General features: G+C 53.1%; 10 protein-coding genes, 6 tRNA genes and 3 rRNA genes. All 19 read left to right on the plus strand.

The window, feature by feature from the left end:
* The first annotated feature begins 217 nt into the window (after positions 1-217).
* The 19 genes from AB4O09_RS03925 (at position 218) to rplL (ending at position 12927) form a co-directional block, all read left to right on the plus strand.
* Positions 218-1754, plus strand: a 16S ribosomal RNA gene (locus tag AB4O09_RS03925).
* 123 nt (positions 1755-1877) lie between these two features.
* Positions 1878-1954 (plus strand) — tRNA-Ile (locus AB4O09_RS03930).
* Between the two features lie 10 nt (positions 1955-1964).
* Positions 1965-2040, plus strand: a tRNA-Ala gene (locus AB4O09_RS03935).
* Positions 2041-2281: 241 nt separating this feature from the next.
* Positions 2282-5173 (plus strand): 23S ribosomal RNA (locus AB4O09_RS03940).
* A gap of 168 nt (positions 5174-5341) precedes the next feature.
* Positions 5342-5457, plus strand: a 5S ribosomal RNA gene (gene rrf / locus AB4O09_RS03945).
* The 16S, 23S and 5S rRNA genes sit together here with 2 tRNA genes alongside, the layout of an rRNA operon.
* 133 nt (positions 5458-5590) lie before the next feature.
* A complete protein-coding gene (gene birA, locus AB4O09_RS03950) occupies positions 5591-6547 on the plus strand; it encodes a bifunctional biotin--[acetyl-CoA-carboxylase] ligase/biotin operon repressor BirA (RefSeq protein ID WP_003206107.1) in 957 nt (318 codons plus the stop codon).
* The gene (locus AB4O09_RS03955; RefSeq protein WP_003206105.1) at positions 6537-7286 is read left to right on the plus strand and encodes a pantothenate kinase; all 750 of its coding nucleotides are present in this window, start codon (positions 6537-6539) and stop codon (positions 7284-7286) included. The genes birA and AB4O09_RS03955 overlap by 11 nt, the downstream gene beginning before the upstream one ends.
* A 7-nt stretch (positions 7287-7293) precedes the next feature.
* Positions 7294-7749: a hypothetical protein gene (locus AB4O09_RS03960; protein ID WP_003206104.1), complete on the plus strand. Its 456-nt coding sequence runs from the start codon at positions 7294-7296 to the stop codon at positions 7747-7749.
* Between the two features lie 142 nt (positions 7750-7891).
* A tRNA-Tyr gene (locus AB4O09_RS03965) sits at positions 7892-7976 on the plus strand.
* Between the two features lie 24 nt (positions 7977-8000).
* Positions 8001-8074 (plus strand) — tRNA-Gly (locus AB4O09_RS03970).
* Between the two features lie 26 nt (positions 8075-8100).
* Positions 8101-8176: transfer RNA gene (locus tag AB4O09_RS03975), tRNA-Thr, on the plus strand.
* Positions 8177-8260: 84 nt separating this feature from the next.
* On the plus strand, positions 8261-9454 hold the full coding sequence (gene tuf / locus AB4O09_RS03980) for an elongation factor Tu (RefSeq protein ID WP_003186103.1): 1194 nt from the start codon (positions 8261-8263) through the stop codon (positions 9452-9454).
* Between the two features lie 53 nt (positions 9455-9507).
* Positions 9508-9583 (plus strand) — tRNA-Trp (locus AB4O09_RS03985).
* Between the two features lie 45 nt (positions 9584-9628).
* Positions 9629-9997 carry a preprotein translocase subunit SecE gene (gene secE / locus AB4O09_RS03990; protein WP_003206102.1) on the plus strand — a complete coding sequence of 123 codons (369 nt, stop codon included), beginning with the start codon at positions 9629-9631 and terminating at the stop codon, positions 9995-9997.
* Positions 9998-10006: 9 nt separating this feature from the next.
* Entirely contained in the window at positions 10007-10540 is a 534-nt protein-coding gene (nusG, locus tag AB4O09_RS03995; protein ID WP_003186097.1) for a transcription termination/antitermination protein NusG, read from the plus strand.
* 117 nt (positions 10541-10657) lie between these two features.
* Entirely contained in the window at positions 10658-11089 is a 432-nt protein-coding gene (gene rplK / locus AB4O09_RS04000) for a 50S ribosomal protein L11 (protein ID WP_003176435.1), read from the plus strand.
* Complete coding sequence (gene rplA, locus AB4O09_RS04005) at positions 11089-11784, plus strand: 50S ribosomal protein L1 (RefSeq protein WP_003186095.1); 696 nt, start codon at positions 11089-11091, stop codon at positions 11782-11784. Before rplK ends, rplA begins: the two co-directional genes overlap by 1 nt.
* A 198-nt stretch (positions 11785-11982) precedes the next feature.
* Entirely contained in the window at positions 11983-12483 is a 501-nt protein-coding gene (rplJ, locus tag AB4O09_RS04010; protein ID WP_003206099.1) for a 50S ribosomal protein L10, read from the plus strand.
* 78 nt (positions 12484-12561) lie between these two features.
* A complete protein-coding gene (gene rplL, locus AB4O09_RS04015; protein ID WP_003206098.1) occupies positions 12562-12927 on the plus strand; it encodes a 50S ribosomal protein L7/L12 in 366 nt (121 codons plus the stop codon).
* Positions 12928-12975: the final 48 nt, after the last annotated feature.

Below are 12975 nucleotides of genomic sequence, written 5' to 3' on the forward strand. Positions count from 1 at the left end.
GATACACGGGGCGCTGTAGAATGCGCGCCTCGGTTGAGACGAAAGACTCAGCCAACCGCTCTTTAACAACTGAATCAAGCAATTCGTGTGGGTGCTTGTGGAGTCAGACTGCTAGTCAACAGATTATCAGCATCACAAGTTACTCCGCGAGAAATCAAAGATGTAACCAACGATTGCTGAGCCAAGTTTAGGGTTTTCTCAAAACCCAAAGATGTTTGAACTGAAGAGTTTGATCATGGCTCAGATTGAACGCTGGCGGCAGGCCTAACACATGCAAGTCGAGCGGTAGAGAGGTGCTTGCACCTCTTGAGAGCGGCGGACGGGTGAGTAATGCCTAGGAATCTGCCTGGTAGTGGGGGATAACGCTCGGAAACGGACGCTAATACCGCATACGTCCTACGGGAGAAAGCAGGGGACCTTCGGGCCTTGCGCTATCAGATGAGCCTAGGTCGGATTAGCTAGTTGGTGGGGTAATGGCTCACCAAGGCGACGATCCGTAACTGGTCTGAGAGGATGATCAGTCACACTGGAACTGAGACACGGTCCAGACTCCTACGGGAGGCAGCAGTGGGGAATATTGGACAATGGGCGAAAGCCTGATCCAGCCATGCCGCGTGTGTGAAGAAGGTCTTCGGATTGTAAAGCACTTTAAGTTGGGAGGAAGGGCATTAACCTAATACGTTAGTGTTTTGACGTTACCGACAGAATAAGCACCGGCTAACTCTGTGCCAGCAGCCGCGGTAATACAGAGGGTGCAAGCGTTAATCGGAATTACTGGGCGTAAAGCGCGCGTAGGTGGTTCGTTAAGTTGGATGTGAAATCCCCGGGCTCAACCTGGGAACTGCATTCAAAACTGTCGAGCTAGAGTATGGTAGAGGGTGGTGGAATTTCCTGTGTAGCGGTGAAATGCGTAGATATAGGAAGGAACACCAGTGGCGAAGGCGACCACCTGGACTGATACTGACACTGAGGTGCGAAAGCGTGGGGAGCAAACAGGATTAGATACCCTGGTAGTCCACGCCGTAAACGATGTCAACTAGCCGTTGGGAGCCTTGAGCTCTTAGTGGCGCAGCTAACGCATTAAGTTGACCGCCTGGGGAGTACGGCCGCAAGGTTAAAACTCAAATGAATTGACGGGGGCCCGCACAAGCGGTGGAGCATGTGGTTTAATTCGAAGCAACGCGAAGAACCTTACCAGGCCTTGACATCCAATGAACTTTCCAGAGATGGATTGGTGCCTTCGGGAACATTGAGACAGGTGCTGCATGGCTGTCGTCAGCTCGTGTCGTGAGATGTTGGGTTAAGTCCCGTAACGAGCGCAACCCTTGTCCTTAGTTACCAGCACGTAATGGTGGGCACTCTAAGGAGACTGCCGGTGACAAACCGGAGGAAGGTGGGGATGACGTCAAGTCATCATGGCCCTTACGGCCTGGGCTACACACGTGCTACAATGGTCGGTACAGAGGGTTGCCAAGCCGCGAGGTGGAGCTAATCCCACAAAACCGATCGTAGTCCGGATCGCAGTCTGCAACTCGACTGCGTGAAGTCGGAATCGCTAGTAATCGCGAATCAGAATGTCGCGGTGAATACGTTCCCGGGCCTTGTACACACCGCCCGTCACACCATGGGAGTGGGTTGCACCAGAAGTAGCTAGTCTAACCTTCGGGAGGACGGTTACCACGGTGTGATTCATGACTGGGGTGAAGTCGTAACAAGGTAGCCGTAGGGGAACCTGCGGCTGGATCACCTCCTTAATCGACGACCGCAGCTGCTTCATGAGCTCCCACACGAATTGCTTGATTCATTGAAGAAGACGATAGAAGCAGCTTTAAGCTCCAAGCTGATAGCTCATAGCTAACAGTTACAAGCTCGAAATTGGGTCTGTAGCTCAGTTGGTTAGAGCGCACCCCTGATAAGGGTGAGGTCGGCAGTTCGAATCTGCCCAGACCCACCAATTTTGTAATGGGGCCATAGCTCAGCTGGGAGAGCGCCTGCCTTGCACGCAGGAGGTCAGCGGTTCGATCCCGCTTGGCTCCACCATAAACTGCTTCTGAAAGCTTAGAAATGAGCATTCCATCAAAGTGATGGTGAATGTTGATTTCTAGTCTTTTGATTAGATCGTTCTTTAAAAATTTGGGTATGTGATAGAAAGATAGACTGAACGTTACTTTCACTGGTAACGGATCAGGCTAAGGTAAAATTTGTGAGTGGCTCTTAGAGCCAGATCGAATTTTCGGCGAATGTCGTCTTCACAGTATAACCAGATTGCTTGGGGTTATATGGTCAAGTGAAGAAGCGCATACGGTGGATGCCTTGGCAGTCAGAGGCGATGAAAGACGTGGTAGCCTGCGAAAAGCTTCGGGGAGTCGGCAAACAGACTTTGATCCGGAGATGTCTGAATGGGGGAACCCAGCCATCATAAGATGGTTATCTTGTACTGAATACATAGGTGCAAGAGGCGAACCAGGGGAACTGAAACATCTAAGTACCCTGAGGAAAAGAAATCAACCGAGATTCCCTTAGTAGTGGCGAGCGAACGGGGACTAGCCCTTAAGCTTCTTTGATTTTAGCGGAACGCTCTGGAAAGTGCGGCCATAGTGGGTGATAGCCCTGTACGCGAAAGGATCTTAGAAGTGAAATCGAGTAGGACGGAGCACGAGAAACTTTGTCTGAATATGGGGGGACCATCCTCCAAGGCTAAATACTACTGACTGACCGATAGTGAACTAGTACCGTGAGGGAAAGGCGAAAAGAACCCCGGAGAGGGGAGTGAAATAGATCCTGAAACCGTATGCGTACAAGCAGTGGGAGCCCACTTTGTTGGGTGACTGCGTACCTTTTGTATAATGGGTCAGCGACTTATTTTCAGTGGCGAGCTTAACCGAATAGGGGAGGCGTAGCGAAAGCGAGTCTTAATAGGGCGTCTAGTCGCTGGGAATAGACCCGAAACCGGGCGATCTATCCATGGGCAGGTTGAAGGTTGGGTAACACTAACTGGAGGACCGAACCGACTACCGTTGAAAAGTTAGCGGATGACCTGTGGATCGGAGTGAAAGGCTAATCAAGCTCGGAGATAGCTGGTTCTCCTCGAAAGCTATTTAGGTAGCGCCTCATGTATCACTGTAGGGGGTAGAGCACTGTTTCGGCTAGGGGGTCATCCCGACTTACCAAACCGATGCAAACTCCGAATACCTACAAGTGCCGAGCATGGGAGACACACGGCGGGTGCTAACGTCCGTCGTGAAAAGGGAAACAACCCAGACCGTCAGCTAAGGTCCCAAAGTTATGGTTAAGTGGGAAACGATGTGGGAAGGCTTAGACAGCTAGGAGGTTGGCTTAGAAGCAGCCACCCTTTAAAGAAAGCGTAATAGCTCACTAGTCGAGTCGGCCTGCGCGGAAGATGTAACGGGGCTCAAACCATACACCGAAGCTACGGGTATCACGTAAGTGATGCGGTAGAGGAGCGTTCTGTAAGCCTGTGAAGGTGAGTTGAGAAGCTTGCTGGAGGTATCAGAAGTGCGAATGCTGACATGAGTAACGACAATGGGTGTGAAAAACACCCACGCCGAAAGACCAAGGTTTCCTGCGCAACGTTAATCGACGCAGGGTTAGTCGGTCCCTAAGGCGAGGCTGAAAAGCGTAGTCGATGGAAAACAGGTTAATATTCCTGTACTTCTGGTTATTGCGATGGAGGGACGGAGAAGGCTAGGCCAGCTTGGCGTTGGTTGTCCAAGTTTAAGGTGGTAGGCTGGAATCTTAGGTAAATCCGGGATTCTAAGGCCGAGAGCTGATGACGAGTTACCCTTTGGGTGACGAAGTGGTTGATGCCATGCTTCCAAGAAAAGCTTCTAAGCTTCAGGTAACCAGGAACCGTACCCCAAACCGACACAGGTGGTTGGGTAGAGAATACCAAGGCGCTTGAGAGAACTCGGGTGAAGGAACTAGGCAAAATGGCACCGTAACTTCGGGAGAAGGTGCGCCGGTGAGGGTGAAGCACTTGCTGCGTAAGCCCACGCCGGTCGAAGATACCAGGCCGCTGCGACTGTTTATTAAAAACACAGCACTCTGCAAACACGAAAGTGGACGTATAGGGTGTGACGCCTGCCCGGTGCCGGAAGGTTAATTGATGGGGTTAGCTAACGCGAAGCTCTTGATCGAAGCCCCGGTAAACGGCGGCCGTAACTATAACGGTCCTAAGGTAGCGAAATTCCTTGTCGGGTAAGTTCCGACCTGCACGAATGGCGTAACGATGGCGGCGCTGTCTCCACCCGAGACTCAGTGAAATTGAAATCGCTGTGAAGATGCAGTGTATCCGCGGCTAGACGGAAAGACCCCGTGAACCTTTACTATAGCTTTGCACTGGACTTTGAATTTGCTTGTGTAGGATAGGTGGGAGGCTTTGAAGCGTGGACGCCAGTTCGCGTGGAGCCATCCTTGAAATACCACCCTGGCAACTTTGAGGTTCTAACTCAGGTCCGTTATCCGGATCGAGGACAGTGTATGGTGGGTAGTTTGACTGGGGCGGTCTCCTCCTAAAGAGTAACGGAGGAGTACGAAGGTGCGCTCAGACCGGTCGGAAATCGGTCGTAGAGTATAAAGGCAAAAGCGCGCTTGACTGCGAGACAGACACGTCGAGCAGGTACGAAAGTAGGTCTTAGTGATCCGGTGGTTCTGTATGGAAGGGCCATCGCTCAACGGATAAAAGGTACTCCGGGGATAACAGGCTGATACCGCCCAAGAGTTCATATCGACGGCGGTGTTTGGCACCTCGATGTCGGCTCATCACATCCTGGGGCTGAAGCCGGTCCCAAGGGTATGGCTGTTCGCCATTTAAAGTGGTACGCGAGCTGGGTTTAGAACGTCGTGAGACAGTTCGGTCCCTATCTGCCGTGGACGTTTGAGATTTGAGAGGGGCTGCTCCTAGTACGAGAGGACCGGAGTGGACGAACCTCTGGTGTTCCGGTTGTCACGCCAGTGGCATTGCCGGGTAGCTATGTTCGGGAAAGATAACCGCTGAAAGCATCTAAGCGGGAAACTTGCCTCAAGATGAGATCTCACTGGGACCTTGAGTCCCCTGAAGGGCCGTCGAAGACTACGACGTTGATAGGCAGGGTGTGTAAGCGCTGTGAGGCGTTGAGCTAACCTGTACTAATTGCCCGTGAGGCTTGACCATATAACACCCAAGCAATTTGTATCCTCCGAGCTGAAAAGCGAACGAGACCAGATTGCGGTGTGTGAAGACGAAACGAACCGAAAGTTCGAATCTCACAAAACACCGAAGCTATCACATACCCAATTTGCTGAAGCGAGGCCAACTGGCCGCGACTCAGTACCCGAATTTCTTGACGACCATAGAGCATTGGAACCACCTGATCCCATCCCGAACTCAGCAGTGAAACGATGCATCGCCGATGGTAGTGTGGGGTTTCCCCATGTGAGAGTAGGTCATCGTCAAGATTAAATTCCGAAACCCCTATCTGCTGACGCAGGTAGGGGTTTTGTTTTGCCCGCGGGAAAGTCATTTTGTGTTTCTATGCAACTGTCTTGCGCATGGCTATCATGCGGGCCTCATTATCAGGGCGCAGTCCGCATGCTCACGTTGCTAAAACTTCTGAAGGATGGTCGCTTTCATTCAGGGCAGGCGCTGGGTGCTGCGCTGGGTATCAGTCGTAGTGCTGTATGGAAGCAATTACAGCACTTGGAAGCAGAAATAGGGCTGTCTGTTCATAAGGTTCGAGGTAGGGGGTATCAGTTGGCTAAACCTCTGGTGCTTTTGGATGCGGCAGAGATTTGCGCAAAAGGCCTTCATGAGTGGCCTGTCCATATCTTTGACACTATTGACTCCACCAACGCCGAGGCGCTGCGTTTGATCGAGCGTGGGGTGGCGGCGCCATTCATGGTTTTGGCCGAGCGACAGGTCGCTGGTCGTGGTCGTCGTGGCCGTAAGTGGGTCAGTCCGTTTGCCGAAAATCTCTACCACAGCCTGGTGCTACGCATTGACGGCGGCATGCGACAGATCGAAGGGCTGAGCCTGGTCGTCGGGCTTGCTGTCATGCATGCCCTGCGTGATATGGGGATCGCCGAGGCGGGTCTGAAATGGCCTAATGATGTCTTGGTGGGAGAGAAAAAGATCGCCGGCATTTTGCTTGAGTTGGTGGGAGATCCTGCGGACGTTTGCCATGTTGTCCTGGGCGTGGGGATTAATGTGAATATGCAATCGACTGATGAGGTCGACCAGCAATGGACATCCATGTGCCTTGAGGCAGGAAGGAATTTTGATCGAAATGAGCTGGTGGCACGATTGGGGGCGAAGCTTCAGCACTATCTGGAGCTTCATCGTGCATCGGGGTTTGCCGCAATACAGTCGGAGTGGGAGCAACACCATCTTTGGCAGGGCAGGGCTGTCTCCCTGATTGCTGGTGTTAATAAAATTGACGGTATTGTGCTGGGCATTGATCACCAGGGTGCGCTGCGTTTGAAGGTAGAGGGTGTGGAAAAAAACTTTAGCGGTGGTGAGCTCAGCCTGAGGTTGCGTGATGATTCTTGAGCTTGACTGCGGCAATAGCTTTATCAAATGGCGTGTTCTTCGTGCCGACGGGGTGACGACGGTTGACGGCGGTGTGGTCAGCTCTGACAGCGATTTGCTGGTGAGCCTCAGTAATGCCGAGAAGTTCCAACTCAAGAAATGTCGTCTTGTTAGTGTGAGGACTCCGGAGGAGACAGATTCATTGGTCGCCTCTCTGGTTGATGCGTATGGGGTGTCGGTGACCCGTGCTATGCCTGCCCGAGAAATGGCGGGGGTGAAAAACGGCTATCAGGATTACGAGCGGTTGGGGCTTGATCGATGGCTGGCCCTGCTTGGTGGGTTCCATCTTGCTTCAGGCGCGTGCCTGGTCCTTGATTTTGGTACTGCCATTACGGCTGATTTTGTGGCGGCGGACGGTGAGCATCTCGGCGGATTCATTTGTCCGGGCATGCCTTTGATGCGTAACCAATTGCGTACTCACACGCGAAGAATTCGATATGACGATATGGCGGCTGAGCGAGCCCATGAGAGTCTCGCTCCAGGTCGGACAACTGTCGAAGCGGTCGAGCGCGGTTGCATGCTGATGCTCAGAGGGTTTGTCCTGACTCAGCTTGAATTGGCGCAGCAATATTGGGGAAAGGATTTCGTGGTGTTTCTCACGGGTGGGGACGCCAATCTGGTTTCCGGGGTTGTTCCTGATGCCAGGGTGGTGCCCGACCTGGTATTTGTCGGTTTGGCGATGGCCTGTCCTTTGTCTTGAGGTTTCTATGCGGTGGTTGTTTCTGTTGTTGCTGGTTTTGAATGTCTTCTACTACATCTGGCATCAGCAGGAGGCCCCACTTCGCGCCAAGGATGTGACTCCGCTCAGTTTGTACCGCGGTTCGCAGCAGGATATTCACCTGTTGAGCGAAACGGCGGATGCACTTATCAGGCGCGACCTGGGTAAACCCGGTGAAGCGCCAAAGACCTGTGTTTACTTGGGTGGTTTTGTTCGTCCGGAGCTGGCCAGGCAGCTGGAGCAGCGATTGGCTGCCTCGGGCGTTGTAGGTCGTTCTGCTGCGCCGAACTCGCCAAATCTCCCTGAGGGTGGGGGATTCTGGGTTCAGGTTTCCCAGGAAAGCGCGGGAAAGGTGAATGAAACGTTGCTTCAAAACCTTTCTAAAGAATTCAATGAGTTAAAACATAAAATAATGCCATGCGAAGGGGTTGCACCCGCTGGGTAGTTTGCATAGAATGGCGCCCGCTTCGCAGCGAAGACCTTTAAAGGTTAGCGATACGAAGCGACGTCAACGCAGCTAACCTCAGGTTTTTAATGAGAAAATGCTTGACAGAAGGCTGGCATGATATAGAATGCCGGCTCGCTTAGGAGGGGTTCCCGAGCGGCCAAAGGGATCAGACTGTAAATCTGACGTCTACGACTTCGAAGGTTCGAATCCTTCCCCCTCCACCATTTTTAGCGTGAGCTGCAAGCTCCGCGGGTATAGTTTAGTGGTAGAACCTCAGCCTTCCAAGCTGATGATGCGGGTTCGATTCCCGCTACCCGCTCCAAGTTTGCAGGTTGTGCAAAGTGTTTCGCTCTTGTAGCTCAGTTGGTAGAGCACACCCTTGGTAAGGGTGAGGTCAGCGGTTCAAATCCGCTCAAGAGCTCCATATAACAAGGCAGATATGAAAATATCTGCCTTTGTTTTAATGGCTTGTGTGACTCGCTAAATTCTTCTCCTAGGGGTGATTTCGATGGCTAAGGAAAAGTTCGAACGTAATAAGCCGCACGTCAACGTTGGTACCATTGGTCACGTTGACCACGGTAAAACCACGCTGACCGCTGCTCTGACCCGTGTCTGCTCCGAAGTTTTCGGTTCGGCCAAGGTTGACTTCGACAAGATCGACAGCGCCCCGGAAGAGAAAGCTCGCGGTATCACCATCAACACCGCTCACGTTGAGTACGATTCGGCCGTGCGTCACTACGCACACGTTGACTGCCCAGGTCACGCCGACTACGTAAAAAACATGATCACTGGTGCTGCTCAGATGGACGGCGCGATCCTGGTTTGCTCGGCCGCTGATGGTCCGATGCCGCAAACCCGTGAGCACATCCTGCTGTCCCGTCAGGTAGGCGTTCCGTACATCGTTGTCTTCCTGAACAAGGCTGACATGGTTGACGACGCTGAGCTGCTGGAACTGGTTGAGATGGAAGTGCGCGATCTGCTGAGCACTTACGATTTCCCAGGTGATGATACTCCAATCATCATCGGTTCGGCTCTGATGGCTCTGAACGGCCAAGACGACAACGAAATGGGCACCACTGCTGTCAAGAAGCTGGTGGAAACTCTGGATAGCTACATCCCAGAGCCAGAGCGTGCTATCGATAAGCCGTTCCTGATGCCGATCGAAGACGTGTTCTCGATCTCCGGTCGCGGTACTGTTGTGACTGGTCGTGTTGAGCGTGGCATCGTCCGTATCCAGGAAGAAGTTGAGATTGTCGGTCTGCGCGATACTCAGAAAACTACCTGCACCGGCGTTGAAATGTTCCGCAAGCTGCTCGACGAAGGTCGTGCTGGTGAGAACTGCGGCGTGCTGCTGCGCGGCACCAAGCGTGACGATGTTGAGCGTGGCCAGGTTCTGGTCAAGCCAGGTACCGTCAAGCCGCACACCAAGTTCACCGCAGAAGTTTACGTTCTGAGCAAGGAAGAGGGCGGCCGTCATACTCCGTTCTTCAAGGGCTACCGTCCACAGTTCTACTTCCGTACAACTGACGTGACTGGTAACTGCGAGCTGCCAGAAGGCGTTGAAATGGTAATGCCAGGTGACAACATTCAGATGACTGTTACCTTGATCAAGACCATCGCGATGGAAGACGGTCTGCGTTTCGCTATCCGTGAAGGCGGTCGTACCGTCGGCGCTGGCGTCGTAGCTAAAGTCATCGAGTAAACAGTTGTAATGTCTTTTTCGGGCCGGCATAATGGTCGGCCTGATTTTGTTTTAGGTCAGTAGCTCAATTGGCAGAGCGACGGTCTCCAAAACCGTAGGTTGGGGGTTCGATTCCCTCCTGACCTGCCAGATTCACTCAGTGTGTCTGGCTTTCTTTTCACAGGATCTTCATAGATGACTCCTAAAGCTGAAGCTCAAGGCTCTCGCTTCGATCTGCTCAAGTGGCTAGTGGTAGTCGCTTTGGTGGTTATTGGCGTTGTTGGCAATCAGTATTATTCTGCTTCGCCGATCCTGTACCGCGTACTTGCATTGCTTGCCATTGCTGCTGTTGCTGCCTTTGTAGGCCTGCAGACAGCCAAGGGCAAGTCTTTCTTTGTACTCGCTAAGGAAGCTCGCACCGAGATTCGTAAAGTCGTATGGCCGACTCGCCAAGAAACCACGCAGACCACGTTGATTGTTGTGGCTGTTGTTCTGGTAATGGCGTTGCTGTTGTGGGGGCTCGATTCCCTGCTCGGCTGGCTTGTTTCCTTGATTGTTGGCTAAGGGTGTCCCGTGGCTAAGCGTTGGTACGTTGTGCATGCTTACTCGGGTTACGAGAAGCATGTTATGCGCTCGCTGGTAGAGCGCGTAAAGCTGGCTGGCATGGAAGATGGCTTTGGCGAGATTCTGGTCCCCACTGAAGAAGTGGTTGAGATGCGTAATGGCCAGAAGCGCAAAAGTGAACGTAAGTTCTTTCCGGGCTACGTGCTGGTACAGATGGACATGAACGAAGGGACTTGGCACTTGGTCAAGGATACCCCTCGGGTGATGGGCTTCATTGGCGGTACCGCCGACAAGCCTGCGCCGATCACAGATAAAGAGGCAGAAGCGATTCTGCGTCGCGTCGCTGATGGTAGCGACAAGCCGAAGCCGAAGACACTGTTTGAACCAGGTGAGGTTGTACGCGTCACTGACGGTCCATTCGCTGATTTTAACGGCACGGTTGAAGAAGTTAACTACGAAAAGAGCCGGATCCAAGTCGCAGTGCTCATTTTCGGTCGCTCTACTCCGGTAGAGCTAGAGTTCAGTCAGGTCGAAAAGGTCTGATTGAGCAGGCATCCCAACCCCGCAGCCCAAGGCTGTGGGGTTTTGTCGTCACTGGGATAAACGCGCAAGTAACCGGGGAGCCTTTCGAGGCGTTCGAACCCGTAATTGGAGTGCCTCATGGCCAAGAAAATTACCGCTTACATCAAGCTGCAAGTGAAGGCCGCTCAGGCTAACCCAAGCCCACCTGTTGGTCCTGCCCTGGGTCAGCACGGCGTGAACATCATGGAATTCTGCAAGGCTTTCAACGCCCGTACTCAGGGTCTTGAGCCAGGTCTGCCGACTCCAGTGATCATCACTGTCTACAGCGACCGTAGCTTCACTTTCGAAACAAAAAGCACCCCAGCTTCGGTTCTGCTGAAGAAGGCTGCAGGTTTGACCAGCGGTTCCGCTCGTCCAAACACCGTTAAGGTTGGCACCGTTACCCGTGCTCAGCTGGAAGAAATCGCGAAAACCAAAAACGCGGATCTGACTGCAGCTGATATGGATGCAGCCGTGCGTACTATCGCCGGTTCTGCTCGTAGCATGGGCCTTAACGTGGAGGGTGTGTAATGGCTAAGCTGACCAAGCGTCAAAAGGCTATCGCCGGCAAAATCGAAGCAGGCAAGGCCTACAACTTTGTAGATGCCGCCGCTCTGCTGGCTGAGCTGTCGACTGTCAAGTTCAGCGAGTCGTTCGACGTTGCTGTAAACCTGGGCGTTGACCCACGTAAATCCGACCAGGTCGTTCGTAGCGCTACCGTGCTGCCACACGGCACTGGCAAGACCGTTCGTGTAGCTGTCTTCACCCAGGGCCCAGCAGCAGAAGCTGCTCTGGCTGCTGGTGCTGATCGCGTAGGCATGGACGATCTGGCTGCTGAAATGAAGGGCGGCGACCTGAACTATGACGTAGTGATCGCATCCCCGGATGCCATGCGCGTTGTAGGTCAGTTGGGTCAGATCCTCGGTCCACGTGGTCTGATGCCTAACCCTAAAGTCGGCACCGTAACGCCAGACGTAGCCACCGCGGTTAAAAACGCCAAGGCTGGTCAGGTTCGTTATCGCACCGACAAAAACGGCATCATCCATACTTCCGTTGGCAAGATCGGCTTCGACGCCGTCAAGCTGAAGGAAAACGTTGAAGCCCTGATCGCTGATCTGAAGCGTATCAAGCCAGCTTCTTCGAAAGGTATCTACGTCAAGCGCGTTACCCTGAGCACCACTATGGGCCCAGGTCTGGTCATCGATCAGAGCTCGCTCGACGCGTAAGACTCAGGTTGGCGCAAGTAATTGCGCCAATCGAAAAATTGGGGTCCCTGCCTGGCGGGGGCTGTCCAAGACCGTAGGCGACGCAAGTCTTAAACCACAAGCCTACGCAGATGGTGCTCCCGGTTCCTTACCGAATCAGACACCAAAACGACATTCGGTTTCGACCGGATGAAACGGTAACAAGCAGGAGTTAAACCCGTGGCAATTAAACTCGAAGACAAGAAGGCCATCGTCGCTGAAGTCAACGAGGCTGCCAAAGCTGCTCTGTCCGCTGTCGTGGCTGATGCCCGTGGCGTAACAGTAGGCGCTATGACCGGACTCCGTAAAGAGGCTCGTGAAGCTGGCGTTTACGTACGTGTTGTACGTAACACTCTGCTCAAGCGCGCTGTTGCTGACACTGAATACAGTGTCCTCAACGACGTGTTCACCGGCCCGACCTTGATCGCGTTCTCCACCCAACATCCTGGCGCTGCTGCCCGTTTGTTCAAGGAATTCGCCAAAGGTCAGGACAAGTTCGAGATTAAGGCAGCTGCGTTCGAGGGCAAGTTCCTCGCAGCTAACCAGATCGACGTACTGGCAACTCTGCCGACCCGTGACGAAGCAATTTCCCAGCTGATGAGCGTGATTCAAGGCGCAACCAGCAAATTGGCTCGTACTCTGGCGGCACTGCGCGACCAGAAAGAAGCTGCCGCAGCCTAAGGCTCGACACTCCTTTTCGCGTTTTTTGTTTATTTCGATGGTCGCGTAGGCCGTCCCCCAATCCAGGAATTTAGAGTCATGTCTATCTCTCAAAACGATATCCTCGAAGCCGTTGGCAACATGTCCGTAATGGAAGTTGTTGAGCTGATCAAAGCTTTCGAAGAAAAATTCGGTGTTACCGCTGCTGCTGCTTCCGCTGGTCCAGCTGTTGCTGCTGCCGTTGCTGAAGAGCAAACCGAATTCAACGTCATGCTGACCGAAGCTGGCGAGAAGAAAGTTAACGTGATCAAGGCGGTACGTGAACTGACCGGTCTGGGCCTGAAAGAAGCCAAGGCTGTAGTTGACGGCGCTCCTGCCATGGTTCTGGAAGCTGTTGCCAAAGACGCAGCTGACAAAGCCAAAGCAGTTCTGGAAGAAGCAGGCGCTAAAGTCGAGCTGAAGTAAGCATCGACTTTGCGTCTCCAGCCCAAGCGTTAAGCGACAGGCTGATGG

The organism is Pseudomonas sp. H1_F01 (assembly GCF_054681425.1).

Coding starts and splice junctions, on each gene's coding strand:
- birA (WP_003206107.1), top strand. CDS start 5,591: ATGCTCACGTTGCTAAAACTTCTGAAGGATGGTCGCTTTCATTCAGGG.
- AB4O09_RS03955 (WP_003206105.1), top strand. CDS start 6,537: ATGATTCTTGAGCTTGACTGCGGCAATAGCTTTATCAAATGGCGTGTT.
- AB4O09_RS03960 (WP_003206104.1), top strand. CDS start 7,294: ATGCGGTGGTTGTTTCTGTTGTTGCTGGTTTTGAATGTCTTCTACTAC.
- tuf (WP_003186103.1), top strand. CDS start 8,261: ATGGCTAAGGAAAAGTTCGAACGTAATAAGCCGCACGTCAACGTTGGT.
- secE (WP_003206102.1), top strand. CDS start 9,629: ATGACTCCTAAAGCTGAAGCTCAAGGCTCTCGCTTCGATCTGCTCAAG.
- rplK (WP_003176435.1), top strand. CDS start 10,658: ATGGCCAAGAAAATTACCGCTTACATCAAGCTGCAAGTGAAGGCCGCT.
- rplA (WP_003186095.1), top strand. CDS start 11,089: ATGGCTAAGCTGACCAAGCGTCAAAAGGCTATCGCCGGCAAAATCGAA.
- rplL (WP_003206098.1), top strand. CDS start 12,562: ATGTCTATCTCTCAAAACGATATCCTCGAAGCCGTTGGCAACATGTCC.